Here is a 17,292-nt window from a genome sequence, read left to right as displayed (position 1 = left end):
ACTTATAATTTTCATAACGCCACGGAGCCTAATGCCATAGCTTCCCTCGGATGTCTACGCAGTATACTGCAAACTGTGACTGCGACTAAAAACTATCCCTCGTTCACAAAAGCTACACTGTGTGTTGCTACAACAGCAGCAGTTTCGGTGCGTAAGCGAGTGTTACCCAAAGATACAGGAATATAATTACTTTGTAAAGCAAGGTTTATTTCTTTGGTTGAGAAATCGCCTTCAGGCCCTATGAGTATGGTTACTTCTTTTTTAGGCTCAAGCGCATTTTTCAGAAGGCGTTTTTCGGTTTCCTCGCAATGGGCTATAAACAGCTGTCCTTCCTGATGGGTATTCACAAATGCATTAAAGGCTACCGGCTCATTAAGGACTGGCATATAATACTGCAGGGATTGTTTCATGGCGCTCTGAATTATCTTCTCAAAACGGTCGCCTTTAAACACCGTTCTCTCACTATGTTCGCAAATGATAGGAGTTATTTTGGTAATACCTATTTCGGTTGCTTTTTCCAGAAACCATTCATAACGATCGTTCATTTTGGTGGGCGCAACAGCCAGATGTAGCGAGTAGGGTGCAGGTTCGTGGAATTCTTCAGCAATGATCTTTACCTCACATTTTTTCTCATTGGCAAAAATAACCTCTGAAGTAAAAAGATAACCTTTACCATTTGAGATGTGGATTTTATCGCCTTCTTTTTTACGAAGCACTTTTACAATATGCCTGCTTTCTTCCTTATCGAAAGTAAAGCTTGCGGTTCCGGGTTGTATGTCGGGATTGAAGAATAGCTGCATATTATAATTCAATTCTTGCTTTAGAAGTGACTGAAGCATCATTGAACTGATGTTCCAGGTATTTATGATATCCCACAATGCCTATCATTGCTGCATTGTCGGTAGTGTATTCAAACTTAGGGATAAAGGTTTTCCATCCGTATTTTTTCTCGGCTTCCTTAAGTGTGCCACGAATGCCGCTGTTAGCCGAAACCCCTCCGCCAATAGCAACCTGTTTTATACCTGTTTCCTTAACGGCCAGTTTTAGCTTATCCATTAGTATATTGATTATAGTATACTGGATTGAAGCGCAAATATCATTCATATTATCCTTTATGAAATCAGGATTTTCCGCTACATTTTTTTGAACAAAATAAAGTATCTGGGTTTTTAGTCCGCTAAAACTAAAATCGAGTCCCGGAACTTTTGGTTTTGTAAATGCATAGGCTTTTGGATTACCCTGCTGGGCATATTTATCAACCAATGGTCCGCCAGGATAGGGTAGTCCTAATATCTTCGCACTTTTGTCATAAGCTTCGCCCACAGCATCATCAGTGGTTTCGCCAATGACTTCCATGTCGAAAAAGCTGTTCACCTTTACAATTTGTGTATGTCCGCCACTAATAGTCATTGCCAGAAATGGGAAGTCGGGTTTGTCAAAGCCTTCTTCATCAATAAAATGTGCCAGTATATGCGCCTGCATATGGTTTACAGCAATAAGCGGAATGTCAAGTGCCAGTGCCATAGATTTTGCAAACGATGTGCCTACAAGTAGTGACCCCATAAGTCCAGGACCTTGTGTAAAGGCTACAGCGCTAAGTTGATCGCGGCTAATGTTAGCTTTTTTCAGGGCAACATCAATTACAGGTACAATATTTTGCTGGTGGGCACGTGAGGCAAGCTCCGGAACAACACCTCCATATTCCTCATGAATTGCCTGACGTGCAACAACATTAGAGAGTACTTTTGCGTTTTCAAGAACAGCAGCAGCCGTGTCGTCACACGAACTTTCTATCGATAAAATATATGTAGGTTTTTGCGGCATAATTTGAGGCACAAAATTTGGTATTATAAAAAAGGCTTAAAGCGAATTTAACAACGTTAAAAATTTCTATTTTTGTTGCTTATTAGCCATGGTAGCCAGCGTACAAATTTAAAACAAATAGCAGTATCAAAAAATTTAAAAAAATACTTATCAGAACGATAATCGGGATTATCGTATTTATACTGCTGTTAGGTATCATGCTTTCTTTACCATTCGTTCAAACAGCTATTGGTCATTATGCGACTGATAAGCTAAATAAAGACTTTGGTACAAACATAAGCGTCGAAAAGATTGCCATTTCTGTTTTTGGTGGCGTTAAGCTAAAAGGCGTACTTATTCTCGATCACCACAATGATACACTTGTTTCAGCTAACAGGGTCCAGACAAATATATTAAATGTAAGAGGGGTTCTGGACAGTAAGCTGCGATTTGGTGTTATCAGATCGGACAGGTTAAACTTTCACATGAAGACTTACAAAGGTGAGAAGACATCAAACCTTGATGTGTTTGTAAAATCCTTTGATAATGGTAAGCCGGGTAGCGGTAAATTCAGGCTGAGGACAGATGAACTTTATGTGACTAACGGAAGGTTCAGGCTGACTAATGAAAATGCTATTACACCCCGTGTGCTTGACTTTAAAAAGCTTAATGGTGAACTTGGCGATTTTTATATTAAAGGGAGCGATGTGTCTGCGGATATAAAAAAACTATCACTGCTTGACCACAGAAAGCTTTTTGTTGAAAATCTTAAGGCAAAATTCAGCTATACCAAAACAAATATAAAACTTGATAATCTGGAACTGGCTACATCAGAGTCAGCGCTAAAGGGGGCGGTTAAGCTTACTTATACCAGAGAAGACATGAAAGATTTTATCAATCGTGTCGATTTTGATTTTTTGATTGATAGGGCTACAGTGTCTTCCAATGAGCTGAATTATTTTTATAATGAGTTTGGCAAGAATCAAAAATTTTATCTTTCAACAAGACTTACGGGGCCATTAAACAATTTTGTACTTCATGATCTTAAATTATTAGATAAAAATAATTCAGAAATTATCGGTTCGGTAAATTTCAGGCATCTTTTTGATAAGGAAGGTCCCGGATTTTACATGAATGGTAATTTTGACAGGGTTTCTTCTAATTATAATAACCTTAAAAACATAATGCCGAGGATACTGGGTAAAAGCTTACCTGTTATTCTTGAAAAATTTGGCCGAATTGATTTGGTCGGTGATGTTGTGCTTACTAAAAAGGATCTTTCTACGAATATGTATGTTATGTCGGAACTTGGAGAGGCCACAGCAAATGTTTCGGTTAAGGATTATAATAAGCCTGATATAGCCACTTACCTGGGGACTATAGATCTTGAAGGTTTTAATGTAGGAGGTGTTATTGATAATAAAATGTTTGGCCTGGCTACACTTCATTTGGATGTAGATGGTCAGGGATTCAATAAACAATCATTAAATACTGCTGTTAAGGGCGATATTACCCAGTTTGTTATCAATAAATATAATTACAGGGATATTGATATTGATGGTAAATTTAAGTGGCCGTATTTTAATGGAACTGTAAATAGTAATGATCCTAATCTGAGGATGTCTTTTGACGGCTTGGTGGATATGAGTAAAAATCGTAACAATTACGATTTTGATATGCAGGTGGACTATGCCGATCTTCACTTGCTGAACTTCATGAAAAAAGACACATTATCTATCTTTAAAGGTAATGTTGTGGCTAATGCCAGTGGTAATAGCCTTAACACACTTGCGGGTAGGCTTCATGTTAATAATCTTTCTTACCAAAACAGCAAAGACAGCTATTTCTTTGAAGATTTTACCATTGATGCTTCTTATGATGAGAATAATGTGAGAACGGTTACCCTTGATTCAAAGGATATTATTGAAGGAAAGGTTTCGGGGCTTTATGATATTAAAGAAGTACCCAAACTGGTTGAGAATGCTTTAGGAAGCCTTTATACTAATTATTCTCCTTATAAAGTCAGGAAGGGGCAGTACCTGGATTTTAATTTTACGATTTATAATAAGATTGTTGAAGTTATTAATCCTGATATAATAGTAGGTGATAATACGGTACTGAAGGGACGTATTAATGCTGATAAGGGAGAATTTATAATGTCTTTCGATTCTCCGATAATTACGGCCTTTAACAACCAGTTTGAAAAAATAGAGATAGATGTAAACAACAGAAATCCGTTGTATAATGCTTATGTGAGTATGGATACCGTACGGATGAAGAATTACAAAATATCCGATTTTAAAGTAGTTAACGTAACCAAGAACGATACTCTTTACCTGCGCTCTGAGTTTAAGGGAGGAAGCAAAGCCAAAGATTATTTTAATCTTAACCTGTACCATACTATTGATGAGGACAATAAATCGGTTGTTGGATTTAAAAAATCAGAGATTGGGGTTAAGGATTATGTATGGTATATAAATGAAAATGACACTGAACAGAATAAAATTATTTTCAATAAAAAGCTTACTGATTTTACCATAGACAAATTGACGCTATCCCATAATGACCAAAAGGTTGAACTGGAAGGTATGCTGAAAGGGAAAGACTATAAGGATCTTAAGCTTGTTTTTAATGATGTAGACCTTAATAAGATAACCCCTTCGCTGGATAGCCTTAGTTTTGGAGGGAGGCTTAACGGTGAGGTTAGCCTGAAACAAAACAAACAGGAATTCCAGCCTGCGGCATCGGTTACTATTGATACACTTAAAGTTAATAAGTTTGATCTAGGAGATATGAAGCTTCAGGTAACAGGTGATAAATCGTTCAGGAAGTTTAATGTCAACTCTAACATAAGCAGGAACGGAGACGAAAACTTTAATGTACATGGTGCTGTTGAGATAGTAGACAAACAAACCCTTTTGTCGCTCGATGCTAATTTCGTTGATTTTGATATAAGTCCGTTACAGGTTTTCCTTAAATCGGTATTTAAAGAGATTAGAGGTAAGGCATCGGGTAGGGCTGCTATAGTTGGTAATGTAAAAAATCCCGAGATAAACGGAATACTTTACCTTAAAAAGGCAGGACTTAATGTAGGTTACCTAAATACCGATTACAACTTTGCGGATGGTGCGATGGTAACACTTTCCGAGAAGAAAATATCTCTTGCAAATATCGAACTTACTGATACTAAATACGGTACTAGAGGTATCCTGAGAGGTGATATTAAGCATAAGATGTTTAAAGACTGGGAGTTAGATGATGTCAGTGTAGAATCTCAAAGGATACTGGTGTTGGATACTCAGGATTCTGACGATGCCTTATATTATGGTACAGCATTCATTAAAGGAAAAGCAAGTATTGATGGCCCCATAAATGCTCTATATATTAAAGTTGATGCAAAATCGGAAGAAGGGACAGATATCAAGATTCCAATAAATAATGCGGGAGCTACAGGCAATAGCGCAGCATTTATTGATTTCCTCAGTCCTAAGGAGGAGCAAAACCGCAAAAAGGGTATAGTTGTAGAAGATAAAACTAAAACCTTTAAGGGGCTGGAGATGAAATTTGATCTGGATATCACTCCAGAGGCAAAACTGGAAGTTATTATTGATAAAAATACGGGACACAGTCTGACCTCGACAGGTGATGGTGGTTTACTGTTGGAGATTAATACACTTGGTAAGTTTAATATGACAGGTGACTATATTGTACGTAAAGGAACCTATAATTTTAAATACGGCGGCGTATTAGATAAGAAGTTTGATGTTAAACGTGGAGGAACCATTAACTGGGAAGGAGATCCGATGCGTGCCCGCCTGAACCTTGAAGCGGTATACGCCACCCGTGCAAATCCTGCGGTGTTGTTGGAGTCTTCTTCTTTCAACAGGAATATTCCTGTTGAGGTTGTAATTATACTTACGGGTAACCTTACAAATCCGGAGCCTGATTTCTTAATCAATTTCCCGGGTGTTAGTTCGGTGCTTAAATCAGATTTGGAGTATAAGCTAAGTGATATGACCGCAAGGCAGAACCAGGCGCTGTCATTACTTTCTACCGGAAGTTTTGTGAGTCCAAACAGCATGGATGCCGGTTCGGCAGTAGCAGGGAACTTATTTGAACGTGCAAGTAGTCTTTTGACTGATGTTTTCTCTGAAGATGGAGCCGATGATAAACTTAAGATAGGCTTTAACTATACCAATGGAGGAAAGAATCCGTATGTAGAGACTAACTCACAGGTTGGATTAACGCTTTCATCACAGATCAATGACAGGATTAGCGTAAACGGTCAGGTGGGGGTACCAATTGGAGGAGTGAATGAATCTCAGATTGTTGGTAATGTTGAGGCGCAAATCAGGCTGAATGATGATAATACATTTAAAGGAAGGGTATTCAATCGTGAGAACGATATAAATTTCCTTGGGGAAGGAATTAACTACACGCAGGGTATCGGACTTACTTATGAGCTTGATTTTGATACATTGCAGGAGCTATGGAGAAAGATTTTTGCGGGCGAACAGGATAAAGATCAGAATGTAAATAGCGATCAGCTTCCTGATTCCGATTTATCTCCTGAGTTCATGAAATTCATGGAGACTAGAAATAAGAAAAAAAAGAATACCGATGAAAAGGAACCCGAAAGGATTCCGGAAACCGAATAATTGATAATTTTAACGGTATAAAATTTTACTTTATAAAAAAAAGCAGGTATTTCAACGAGAAATTACCTGCTTTTTAAGTTTATTTAAGAGATATTTAAGAAAAACTTATTAACGAAAACGTTTGAAATCTTGCAGATTTAATAATGGAATGTAAAATCAAATAAATTATCCATATAAAATTATTAATTTTACAATCAAATACTAAAAAATGTCAGTTAATATAAAAAAAATAGGTGTGCTAACATCGGGAGGAGATTCTCCGGGAATGAATGCCGCCATCAGGGCCGTGGTTCGTACATGTGCCTTTCATAATATAGAATGTGCAGGTATTTACAGAGGTTACCAGGGAATGATTGAAGGAGACTTCAAAGAAATGGGTGCCCGTAGTGTTAATAATATAATCAACAAAGGAGGAACTATCCTTAAATCGGCAAGATCAATGGAGTTTATGACTCCGGAAGGCCGTAAAAAAGCTCACGAAAACTTAAAGAATAACGGAATTGATGCACTTGTTGTAATAGGTGGTAACGGTAGTTTTACCGGAGCGCTTTTATTCAATAGTGAGTTCAATTTCCCTGTAATAGGAATCCCGGGAACTATTGATAATGATATTTATGGTACTAGCCATACGTTAGGTTATGATACTGCTCTTAATACAGTGGTAGAAGTTATCGATAAGATCAGGGATACTGCGAGTTCGCATAACCGTCTTTTCTTCATAGAGGTTATGGGACGTGATGCCGGCCATATTGCTCTTAATGCAGGTATAGGTGCCGGTGCTGAAGAGATACTTATTCCTGAAGAGGATATGGGTCTTGACAGGCTTATCGATTCGTTACGTAAGAGTAAAGCTTCAGGTAAATCATCAAGTATTGTGGTTATCGCTGAAGGGGACAGGATTGGTAAAAATGCATTTGAGCTTAAAGAATATGTAGATGAGAACATGCCGGAATATGACGTGCGTGTATCTATATTAGGTCACATGCAACGTGGAGGTTCACCTTCATGTTTTGACAGGGTTCTTGCCAGCAGGCTTGGTGTTAAAGCGGTAGAAACATTGCTTGAAGGCCAGTCTAACTACATGGTAGGGCTTATTAAAGATGAGGTTACTCTTACGCCGCTAGAGCAGGCTGTTAAAGGGAAATCTCAAATTGACAAGGAATTAATACGTGTGTCTGACATCGTATCTATATAATTCACAACAACAAAAAACTATTCACAACAAAAAACATCTATTCACAAATGACAAAAGTTAAATTAGGAATTAACGGTTTCGGTCGTATAGGCCGTATCGTATTCCGTGAAACCTTCAACAGGGATAATGTTGAAGTAGTTGCAATCAATGACCTTCTTGATGTAGACCACCTGGCCTACCTTTTAAAATATGATTCAGTACACGGACGTTTTGCAGGAACTGTTGAGGTTAAAGACAATCAGCTTTATGTAAACGGAAAACACATCAGGGTAACTGCTGAAAAAGATCCTAAAACCCTTAAATGGGATGAGGTTGGTGTTGATGTAGTTGCAGAGTGTACAGGTATATTTACTACAGTTGAAACGGCTCAGCAACATATTACAGGTGGTGCTAAAAAAGTAATCATTTCTGCGCCATCAGCAGATGCTCCTATGTTTGTAATGGGGGTTAACCATGAAACAGCTACAGCTGCTGACAATGTGGTTTCTAATGCATCTTGTACTACTAACTGTCTTGCACCACTTGCTAAAGTGATCAACGACAACTTTGGTATCGTAGAAGGATTAATGACTACAGTTCACGCTACAACATCTACACAGATGACTGCTGATGGTCCTTCAAGAAAAGACTGGAGAGGCGGACGTGCTGCAAGCGTAAACATTATCCCGTCATCAACAGGTGCAGCAAAAGCAGTAGGAAAAGTAATTCCTGCTCTTAATGGAAAACTTACAGGTATGTCGTTCCGTGTTCCTACGGTTGACGTGTCAGTAGTTGATCTTACAGTGAAAGTTGCTAAAGAGACTTCTTATGAAGAAATCATGGCAGTTCTTAAGATAGAGTCTGAAGGTAGCCTTAAAGGTATCCTTGGATTTACTGAAGACGACGTAGTTTCTCAGGATTTCGTTTCAGACTCAAGAACAAGTATTATTGATGCTAAAGCCGGTATCGGACTTAACTCTACTTTCTTTAAGATTGTTTCCTGGTATGATAACGAGTATGGCTATTCAAGCAAACTTATCGATTTAGCGGTGCATATTGCATCTCTATAATATTTTATAACTTTGTCCCGCTTTTTAAGTAAAGCGGGGCTTTGTTTTTTATAGGCAACAACTTATGGTCAAATTAACCCAAATATAACACTGACGGGTTGTTTGCTAAACAAACAAGACAAAAACTTAACTCAAACTTACCCAAAAGAAATGAAATTATTAGTAGACAGTGGTGCTACAAAAGCAGATTGGATTGCACTTGATGAAGAGGGGAATAAGCTTTTTAACACCCAAACACTTGGCCTTAGCCCTGAAGTCATAAATAGGGAAGAGGCTTTAGAGCGTCTAGAAGCCCGTTTTGATATTTATAATAACAGGAATGAAGTAACAGCTCTTTATTTTTATGGAGCCGGCTGTGGTACTGACAGAATGAAGGTTTTTATGAAAGATATCTTTCAGGAGTTTTTTCCTAATGCGGAAATCACGGTAAAAGAAGATACTTATGCTGCTGCTTATGCAACAAATCCTAAAAACGAAAAGGCTATTGTATGTATTCTTGGTACCGGTTCTAACTGTAGCTATTTTGATGGTGAGGAGCTTATTCAAAAAGTTCAGTCACTAGGTTATATTGCTATGGATGACTGTAGTGGTAACCGTTTTGGACGCGATCTTATACGTGCTTATTATTTTAATAAGATGCCGGCAAACCTGGCAAAACAATTCGAATCAGAATATAACCTTGATCCGGACGTAATTAAGCATAACCTGTATAAAGAGCCAAATCCTAATGCATACCTTGCTACATTCGCAAAATTCCTTATCCAGCATAAAGATGATGCTTTTATAAAAGCTCTTATTGTTGATGCTATGCAGGTATTTGTAGATAACTATATTCTTCAGTTTGATGATGCTAAAGAAGTGCCTGTACACTTTATAGGTTCTATAGCCTTTTATCTGAAAGCAGAACTAAACGAAGTATTATCTAAAAACGGACTTAAACTTGGTAACGTATTAAGAAGGCCTATTGATGGTCTTATTGAATACCACGAACAAAATAAATAATATATAATATATAATGGAGATTGCTATTATCGCCCATGACGGTATGAAAGCCGAGATGGTTCAGTTCCTGAACAAGCATAAGGATATACTTGTAAGCGAGAATATTAAGCTTATAGCTACTGGAACAACCGGAAGCAAGGCTGAAAAGGCCGGTTTTAAAGTAAAGAAAATGCTTTCGGGACCATTGGGAGGTGATGCGCAGATTGCTGCAAGAGTAGCAGAAGGAAAGACTAAAATGGTGTTCTTTTTTAAAGACCCATTATCAAGCCATGCTCATGAAGCAGATATTAATATGCTGATTAGGGTTTGTGATGTGCACAGTGTGCCTATCGCCACAAACCCTGCCTCAGCTGAGTTATTTTTGATTGCTATAATGCAACAATCATAGAAATTTCCACGTTAACGTTTTTAGGCAGTTTTGCCACCTGAACCGTTTCTCTTGCAGGAGCGGTTTTTTCGTTAAAATAAGCGCCGTATACACCATTTATTTTCGCGAAATCATCCATGTTACTGATGAAGATAGTAGACTTGATTACATTTTCAAATGTTGTACCCGCAGCATCAAGTACCGCTTTCATATTTTCCATTACCTGCTTTGTTTCGGTTTCGATATCACCTGTTACAAGTTCACCTGTTTCCGGGTGAAGCGCGATTTGTCCTGAAGTATAAAGCATATTGCCTGCAACTACAGCCTGGCTGTATGGGCCGATAGGAGCCGGAGCTTTATCGGTAAAGATTATTTTTTTCATGATATATTGAATTATTTTTACTGTAACTGTCTGTCCGGTAACTGGCGTTTATCCCACTTAATGTCGCTAAGTACTGATGACTTGATGCCTATGAAAAAGCCCCAATAGGTATTTGTTCCTGTCGGTACCCAGTTAAAGTCCATTCTCCAGCTTAAAAGGTCTCTTTCAAAGCGAAGCTGCGTAAAGGTTACACCTTTTTGTACGAAGTCATAACCGGAAGAGAATCCCATTTTCCATCTTGGGGTGATATCAAAATTACCGGATAGCATTATGGAATTACCGGATATTTTGTTTTCCCTGTTATTGTTCTGATAGGTCAATGAGTAGGCAATCCTTAGATCCCAAGGGAGTTTTGCGTTAAAAAAGCCCCCTTTGGTTTTATCATCTTCTTTAGATAGATCTTCCTCATCTTCGTCGAACAAACTGGTGCGGCTGTCGTTAAGGTTTGTGGCGCGGCCAAAAAGGTCATCTTCACGGCCTCCGTTACGTGATGTCTGGCTGTCTTTGTTTTTGTTTCCGGCTTTATTATCCTCGCTGGTAATCGCATAGTTTAGTGTAACGTTGGCGCTTGTCATTCTGAAAAGACTACCGCCGTTATCAATGTTGAACATGTCAATTCTCCGTCCTTCGTTATTTATTGCATACGGGTCAAAGGTAGCAGCAACATTGATATTCATTTTCTCTTTTAAAAGAGTGGTTCCGGTAGAGACTCTCATAGGTGCCCATTTTAATGAATCGGCTGCCATATCGTAGCTTGTATTAAAGCTAAGGTTGTTTAGCAGCATCACTTTTTTAGGTTCAGCATCAGGATCGTTTTCGTCATCATTTCTTACCTTGGCTTCGATGGTGTTGTTAACGCCAATGCCTATGAGGTTTGAGTAGTTCCTGCCAGGAGCGCTGTACATACCGCTTTCAAACCTTGAATACTCTTTTTGCATCTTACCGGTCGCATCACTATCATAAGTGTCATAATATTTCTCAAAACTTGGAGTATAGGTGTAAGAGATATTTGGACGCATTACGTGGCGAATGGCCTGTATTTTTTTATTCTCACCAAAACTGTAGGTACCATAAATGGTTGTACCTATGCTCGAAGCAAAGTTGTATGTTCTGAATGAATCAAAACCTTTAAGGTTAATGATGGTGTCTTTTTTAATATCTGAATTATATTCTTTTCTGATGGTGTTTCCTACCCATGTTTCCTGATAGTTAGTGCTGGCGGAAACACTGAAATGCTTGAATACCTTAAAATTGGTGCTGATAGGTATATTGTGTTGCATTCCCAGTTTAGCATTTTCAAACATTTCTTTTTTAAAGAAAAGTGTATCGGTAGTTGCAATTCTGTTTTCGCCTTTTACATTATACTGAATGTTGATGTTTTTAATGATTCCTTTCTTTGGTCCGTCTCCGGGAGCAAAAGGGTATATCCTGTCTACACTCGCCTGAAGCGTAGGTAATGTCATATTGATTACCTGAGTGTTAGTATTCTGGTTATGCGTAGCCATCAGGGCAAAATTGACCTGAGGTACTGTCTGGAAAGTTTTGGAGTATGAAACCGATGAACTCAAAGTGTTGTTTAGTCGTGAGCCTATATTATCCATGCTTAGGGAGTTTTGGTAATACTTACTCGAGCCTAAATTTACACTTGCTGCGAATCTTGAATTAGGGTTTGCTTTTGCATCCTGGGTGTGCGACCACTGGATGTTGTAGTTTTTAGCGCGTTGGTAATTAGGTAGGCCTCTTTCTCCGTTTATGATGTTTTCATAACGAATATATACATTACCGCTGTACTTGTACCTGTTGGAATAACTGGACTGAAAACGAAGGCCATAACTACCGTTGGTGTAATAATCACCTGTAACCGCTAAATCGTAATAATCACTGAGTGCAAAGTAATATCCACCATTCTGAAGGAAATATCCCTGGTTATTGTTATTACCAAAGGTTGGGATTAAAAGACCTGATGTTGCCTTGTCGCTCATTGGAAAAAAAGCAAACGGAAGTGCCAGTGGTGTAGGAACGTCTGCGATATACATATTCGTAAAACCAACAACGACTTTTTTGCCCGGAACAAATTTGATCTTGTTCGTATAAAAGTAGTATTCTGGATCTTCTATGTTTTTAGAAGTGGTAAATCGCGCACCTTTAATATAGTAAACCGAATCGTTTTCCCTTTTTGTGATTTCTCCTTTTATCCTGAATTCGCCCTGATCGGAACGGGAGTTCCATATTCTGGCTTTTTTGGTTTTAGTGTTAAAATGAATTGAGTCAGCTTCAACAATATTGTTTCCCTGTTTAAAATAAGGATACTGGCTGTAATTTCCCAAAGAGTCTTTTATTCTTCCGGCAAAAATCTCATCGGTATCATATTTCATAATAATTTTGCCCGATTTGAGTTCAATATCTTTATAATGAAGTTCAGCTTTGTTATAAAGTTCGAGTTCTTTTTTTACCTGGTCTACCTTTTCGTAGTCTTCGGCATATCGTTTGATTATAGCATCAAGGCCGCTTTTCTTTTTTTTATTGGTGTCGTTAACAGTAACTTTAACTTCATCAATTCGAACTACGGTATCCAGCTCTTTTTTAGCAGGAGGAAGGGTAGTCTTCTGTTTTTCAGCAGGTACCGGAATACTTTTTGTGCCGGTTTCCTGTGCTGATAGTTTCAAGCTTCCTATTGTTAGGAAAATTGATAATAAAACGATATGAAATAAGTTTGTACGCAACGCTTTTAATACTATTTTTGTAAAAATGTGGCTTATTTTTGAAGTGTCAAACTTACGATAAATTTAGCAAAATTAACCACTAAATATAATTATAACAATACTAGCATAATATCTATATGACAATGAGAGGGGACGCGAAATTAAAACTTACTTTTTTTACATTTATTGCTTTTTGCAGCTTAGCTTTAGCACAAAACGGCTCTAAATTTAAGGTAGTTCTTGATCCGGGGCACGGCGGTAAGGATTTTGGTGCTATATATCATGATTTTATCGAAAAGAACATTGCGCTGAACGTAGCGTTAAAAGTGGGTAAGATATTAGAAAAAGATCAGTCTGTGGATGTTGTTTTTACCCGTAAAACCGATGTTTTTATTGAACTTGCTGAAAGGCCTGAAATAGCCAATAAAGCAAAAGCCAATGTGTTTGTGTCGATTCACTGTAATGGTGAAGCAAAAAAAGTGGCTTTTGGTACAGAAACATTCATTTTCGATAGTACAAAAAGTGCTTCCAACTTAGAGGTTGCTAAAAAAGAGAATGAGGTAATTAATCTTGAAAAAGATCACAAAGTAAAATATGCCGGTTTTAATCCTGATTCTCCTGAATCTATTGTAGGTATTACAATTCAGCAGGAAGCATACAGGGATCAGAGTATAGATCTTGCCAGCCGAATTGAAGAGAATTTTACTGATGATCTTAAAAGAAAGAAGAGAGGAGTAAAAAGGGCTCCGTTTTGGGTACTTCACAAAACAGCAATGCCAAGTATACTTATTGAGCTAGGGTTTTTATCTTACAAGCCGGAGGGTGAGTATCTGAATTCTGATGCGGGACAGGATGAACTTGCCGAGGCTATCGCTAAGGCTATTATTAGTTACAAAAGAGAATACTTTGGCGGAAGTGTAGCGGATAATAACTACAAAGAACCTGCTGAAAAACCAGAAAAAAATGAGGCTAAGCCTAAGACTGAAGATAAGCCGGTTAAGAATACTCCGGTAGCTGCAGAATCTTCAAACGAACCTATATTTAAGGTACAAATTGCTGCGAGTGGAAAAACACTTGAGTTAATTCCGTCTAACTTTAATGGGCTTAAAAATTTATCAAAAGATGCTTCTTCATCAGTAATTAAATATTACTATGGCGAGACTACAAGTTATAATGAGGCGAAAACACTATTGGCTGAAGCTAAGGCTAAAGGGTATACGTCGGCATTTATAGTTCCTTTTAAGGACGGGAAGAGAATAAAAATTGAGGAAGCTCTAAAGAAAAATTAGTAATAAACCTTTAGAGTATTATTCACATTTTTATAAAATTATTGTCCTACATTTGTTAAAAAATTATTCCATTTTGAAAGTATCAAGAGAAGTTAAGACCGCGGTATTAGTTATATCATCCGTATTATTGTTTATATGGGGATTTTATTTTTTAAGAGGTACCGATTTATTTAATTCATACAAAACATATTACGTTATATATGATAACGTAGAGGAGTTGTCTCCGTCGGCTCCGGTAACTCTAAACGGATTGGTAGTTGGTAAGATTAATGATATATCTTTTATCGATCAAACCAGCGGAAAGCTAAGGATAGAAATGCAGGTAAAAACTAATTTTCCTATTTCTACAACCAGCCAGGCAGTTCTTTATAAACCAAGTATTATAGGAGGCAAGCAGATTGCGATCATTCCTGATATGAAAAATAGTACACTTGCAGAGGATGGAGCTGAACTTAAAAGTGGTGAAAAGCCCGATATGCTATCTGAGGTTGGCGATAGGTTATCTCCGCTACAAGCAAAAGTTGAGTCAACAATTGTAACAGCTGACAGTCTTTTACATGGTTTTAAAAATGTGATGGATGTTAAGACTCAGGAGAATCTTCGCATAGCTATTGCTGAAATGAGTGCTACAATGAAGGAGTTCAGTGGTTCTGCACGTACTCTTAATGCTATGTTAGCAGGTAATAAAAATAACATAGATGCTACACTGAAGAACCTGAATCATACAACCGCTAATTTCTCAAAATTATCAGATTCAATTGATGCAGCGAATTTGGCACAAACTGTGAGAAATCTTGAAGGTTCGCTTGCTAAGGTGGATAACCTTATGAATGATGTGAATTCAGGAAAAGGTACTTTAGGTAAGCTTATGAAAGATGATGCAATGTATAATAATCTTAATGGGGCATCTAAAGAACTAAAGGAGCTTTTAGCAGATTTCAAACAGAATCCTAAACGTTATGTTCACTTCTCTGTTTTTGGTAAAAAAGGAACTCCTTATACCGAAACGGTAGTTAAAGAAGAAAAAAAATAAGCGTATTGATTTTATAGCAATCACTTTACTATATGAGTTACTTAGATAATATACTATTTGTTTTAATCCTTGCAGCAGGATTTGGTTACTTTGCTATTAATGTAAAAAAACTAATCCGCAATATTAAGCTTGGTCGCAACGTAGATCGCTTTGATAATCCGGGAGAACGTTGGAATAATATGGCAATGATTGCTCTTGGGCAGTCTAAAATGGTAAGAAAGCCTGTAATGGGTATATTACATATTATAGTATATGTTGGTTTTATACTTATCAATATTGAACTGCTTGAAATAATTGTTGATGGTATTGCGGGTACTCACAGAGTTTTTTCTTTTATGGGAGGCTTTTACAGTTTCCTTATCGGTACGTTTGAGCTTTTGGCTTTTGGTGTTATTGTATCTGTAGCCATATTTTGGATCAGAAGGAATATCATTAAGTTAAAAAGATTCATCCATAGCGATCTTAAAGGCTGGCCTAAAAGCGATGCTAACTATATTCTGTATTTCGAAACTGTTCTGATGATATTGTTCCTTACTATGAATGCTGCCGATGGGCATCTTCAGGCGGTGGGCGCGCATCATTATGTTCAGGCAGGATCTTTCCCTATATCAGGTTTCATTTCGCCTTTGTTTGACGGAATGTCTGAAGGAACAGTGATTCTTATTGAAAGAGCGGCATGGTGGATGCATATAGTTGGGATTTTAGTTTTCATGAACTACTTGTATTATTCTAAACACCTGCATATATTACTGGCTTTCCCTAATACTTATTTTGCTAACCTTAAACCTAAAGGTAAGTTTGTAAACCTGGAATCTGTTACGGCAGAAGTTAAATTGATGATGGATCCGAATGCTGATCCGTTTGCAGCGGCACCTCCTGCTGAGGAAGGGGCTGTTCCCGAGAAATTTGGAGCAAGCGATGTTCAGGATCTAAATTGGGTTCAGTTAATGAATGCTTACACATGTACTGAATGTGGCCGTTGTACAGAATCTTGTCCTGCGAATATTACAGGTAAAAAACTTTCACCTCGTAATATCATGATGAAAACCCGCGATAGGCTAGAGGAAGTAGGAAAGAACATTGATAAAAACAAAGGAACGTTTGTTGATGATGGCAAATCGTTGCTTAATGACTATATTACCCCTGAAGAGTTATGGGCATGTACAACTTGCAATGGTTGTGTTGAAGCCTGTCCGGTAAACATCGATCCGCTATCTATTATTATGGATATGAGAAGATACCTTGTTATGGAACAAAGTGCTGCTCCGGTAGAACTTAACGGGATGATGACTAATATTGAGAACAATGGAGCTCCATGGCAGTATAGCCAAATGGATAGGTTAAACTGGAAAGACGAAGCGTAATGAAAGCAGAAGACATCGACAAAAATTTACAGCAGGTTACTGAAAACGGGGAACATCTTAGCCCTGTTCTTCCTCCGGATATCAAAAATTACCTTATTGATATTGATGGTACTATTTGTGATGATATACCTAATGAAGAGCCGGAAAGAATGGTTACCGCTCAGGTATATCCGGATGCGCTTGAAACGCTTAACAGATGGTATGATGAAGGTCATATAATCTTTTTCTTTACATCGCGTACTGAAGCTCACAGGGAAGTAACCGAAACATGGCTTAAAGAACATGGTTTTAAATACCATGGTATGGTAATGGGTAAACCAAGAGGAGGAAACTACCACTGGATAGACAATCATCTTGTAAAAGCGACACGTTACAGAGGTAAGTTTACCGACCTTATAGATAAAGAAGTTACAATTCAGGTCTTTGACGATGGCAAAGACGAATAAAT

General features: G+C 37.8%; 13 protein-coding genes. 9 read left to right on the top strand and 4 right to left on the bottom strand.

Annotation, left to right across the window (positions count from 1 at the left end):
- Positions 1–92: 92 nt before the first annotated feature.
- Positions 93–800, bottom strand: coding sequence for a 16S rRNA (uracil(1498)-N(3))-methyltransferase (locus ACFSR3_RS16235; RefSeq protein ID WP_379822484.1), 708 nt, complete (start codon positions 798–800; stop codon positions 93–95).
- Between the two features lies 1 nt (position 801).
- The gene (tsaD, locus tag ACFSR3_RS16230; protein ID WP_379822482.1) at positions 802–1,824 is read right to left on the bottom strand and encodes a tRNA (adenosine(37)-N6)-threonylcarbamoyltransferase complex transferase subunit TsaD; all 1,023 of its coding nucleotides are present in this window, start codon (positions 1,822–1,824) and stop codon (positions 802–804) included.
- A gap of 197 nt (positions 1,825–2,021) precedes the next feature.
- Between tsaD and ACFSR3_RS16225 the strand changes: the two genes are divergently transcribed.
- From ACFSR3_RS16225 to ACFSR3_RS16205, 5 genes are all read left to right on the top strand, one after another.
- On the top strand, positions 2,022–6,461 hold the full coding sequence (locus ACFSR3_RS16225) for a translocation/assembly module TamB domain-containing protein (RefSeq protein WP_379822480.1): 4,440 nt from the start codon (positions 2,022–2,024) through the stop codon (positions 6,459–6,461).
- A gap of 208 nt (positions 6,462–6,669) precedes the next feature.
- Positions 6,670–7,656 carry a 6-phosphofructokinase gene (gene pfkA, locus ACFSR3_RS16220; protein ID WP_114757229.1) on the top strand — a complete coding sequence of 329 codons (987 nt, stop codon included), beginning with the start codon at positions 6,670–6,672 and terminating at the stop codon, positions 7,654–7,656.
- Between the two features lie 47 nt (positions 7,657–7,703).
- Complete coding sequence (gap, locus tag ACFSR3_RS16215; RefSeq protein ID WP_379822478.1) at positions 7,704–8,705, top strand: type I glyceraldehyde-3-phosphate dehydrogenase; 1,002 nt, start codon at positions 7,704–7,706, stop codon at positions 8,703–8,705.
- A 150-nt stretch (positions 8,706–8,855) separates the two neighbouring features.
- Positions 8,856–9,707 (top strand): N-acetylglucosamine kinase, encoded by an 852-nt coding sequence (locus ACFSR3_RS16210; protein ID WP_379822476.1) that lies wholly within the window; start codon positions 8,856–8,858, stop codon positions 9,705–9,707.
- A 13-nt stretch (positions 9,708–9,720) separates the two neighbouring features.
- Positions 9,721–10,095 carry a methylglyoxal synthase gene (locus ACFSR3_RS16205; protein ID WP_114757232.1) on the top strand — a complete coding sequence of 125 codons (375 nt, stop codon included), beginning with the start codon at positions 9,721–9,723 and terminating at the stop codon, positions 10,093–10,095.
- Here the strand turns inward: ACFSR3_RS16205 and ACFSR3_RS16200 are convergent.
- Both ACFSR3_RS16200 and ACFSR3_RS16195 read right to left on the bottom strand, forming a co-directional pair.
- A complete protein-coding gene (locus ACFSR3_RS16200) occupies positions 10,076–10,456 on the bottom strand; it encodes a RidA family protein (protein WP_379822474.1) in 381 nt (126 codons plus the stop codon). The two genes, ACFSR3_RS16205 and ACFSR3_RS16200, sit on opposite strands and share 20 nt — an antisense overlap.
- A 17-nt stretch (positions 10,457–10,473) precedes the next feature.
- Positions 10,474–13,179 (bottom strand): putative LPS assembly protein LptD, encoded by a 2,706-nt coding sequence (locus tag ACFSR3_RS16195; RefSeq protein WP_379822473.1) that lies wholly within the window; start codon positions 13,177–13,179, stop codon positions 10,474–10,476.
- A 116-nt stretch (positions 13,180–13,295) separates the two neighbouring features.
- On the opposite strand from ACFSR3_RS16195, the gene ACFSR3_RS16190 reads away from it, so the two are divergent.
- The 4 genes from ACFSR3_RS16190 (at position 13,296) to ACFSR3_RS16175 (ending at position 17,290) form a co-directional block, all read left to right on the top strand.
- Complete coding sequence (locus ACFSR3_RS16190; RefSeq protein ID WP_379822471.1) at positions 13,296–14,447, top strand: N-acetylmuramoyl-L-alanine amidase family protein; 1,152 nt, start codon at positions 13,296–13,298, stop codon at positions 14,445–14,447.
- Positions 14,448–14,520: 73 nt separating this feature from the next.
- On the top strand, positions 14,521–15,480 hold the full coding sequence (locus ACFSR3_RS16185; protein WP_379822470.1) for an MlaD family protein: 960 nt from the start codon (positions 14,521–14,523) through the stop codon (positions 15,478–15,480).
- Positions 15,481–15,512: 32 nt separating this feature from the next.
- Positions 15,513–16,844, top strand: a complete 1,332-nt coding sequence (locus ACFSR3_RS16180) for a 4Fe-4S dicluster domain-containing protein (RefSeq protein ID WP_379822468.1) — start codon at positions 15,513–15,515, stop codon at positions 16,842–16,844.
- Positions 16,844–17,290, top strand: coding sequence for an LNS2 domain-containing protein (locus ACFSR3_RS16175; RefSeq protein ID WP_379822467.1), 447 nt, complete (start codon positions 16,844–16,846; stop codon positions 17,288–17,290). The genes ACFSR3_RS16180 and ACFSR3_RS16175 overlap by 1 nt, the downstream gene beginning before the upstream one ends.
- The last annotated feature ends 2 nt before the right edge of the window (positions 17,291–17,292 follow it).

It is taken from the genome of Flavobacterium suzhouense (assembly GCF_042684765.1).
Taxonomy (GTDB): domain Bacteria; phylum Bacteroidota; class Bacteroidia; order Flavobacteriales; family Flavobacteriaceae; genus Flavobacterium; species Flavobacterium suzhouense.
This window is presented reverse-complemented; position numbering and strand designations above follow the sequence as displayed.

Excerpts from the sequence above, each read along its gene's own strand:
- ACFSR3_RS16190 (WP_379822471.1), top strand. The coding sequence starts at position 13,296 with ATGACAATGAGAGGGGACGCGAAATTAAAACTTACTTTTTTTACATTT.
- pfkA (WP_114757229.1), top strand. The coding sequence starts at position 6,670 with ATGTCAGTTAATATAAAAAAAATAGGTGTGCTAACATCGGGAGGAGAT.
- ACFSR3_RS16235 (WP_379822484.1), bottom strand. The coding sequence starts at position 800 with ATGCAGCTATTCTTCAATCCCGACATACAACCCGGAACCGCAAGCTTT.
- ACFSR3_RS16180 (WP_379822468.1), top strand. The coding sequence starts at position 15,513 with ATGAGTTACTTAGATAATATACTATTTGTTTTAATCCTTGCAGCAGGA.
- ACFSR3_RS16205 (WP_114757232.1), top strand. The coding sequence starts at position 9,721 with ATGGAGATTGCTATTATCGCCCATGACGGTATGAAAGCCGAGATGGTT.
- ACFSR3_RS16225 (WP_379822480.1), top strand. The coding sequence starts at position 2,022 with ATGCTTTCTTTACCATTCGTTCAAACAGCTATTGGTCATTATGCGACT.
- ACFSR3_RS16200 (WP_379822474.1), bottom strand. The coding sequence starts at position 10,456 with ATGAAAAAAATAATCTTTACCGATAAAGCTCCGGCTCCTATCGGCCCA.
- gap (WP_379822478.1), top strand. The coding sequence starts at position 7,704 with ATGACAAAAGTTAAATTAGGAATTAACGGTTTCGGTCGTATAGGCCGT.
- ACFSR3_RS16175 (WP_379822467.1), top strand. The coding sequence starts at position 16,844 with ATGAAAGCAGAAGACATCGACAAAAATTTACAGCAGGTTACTGAAAAC.
- tsaD (WP_379822482.1), bottom strand. The coding sequence starts at position 1,824 with ATGCCGCAAAAACCTACATATATTTTATCGATAGAAAGTTCGTGTGAC.
- ACFSR3_RS16210 (WP_379822476.1), top strand. The coding sequence starts at position 8,856 with ATGAAATTATTAGTAGACAGTGGTGCTACAAAAGCAGATTGGATTGCA.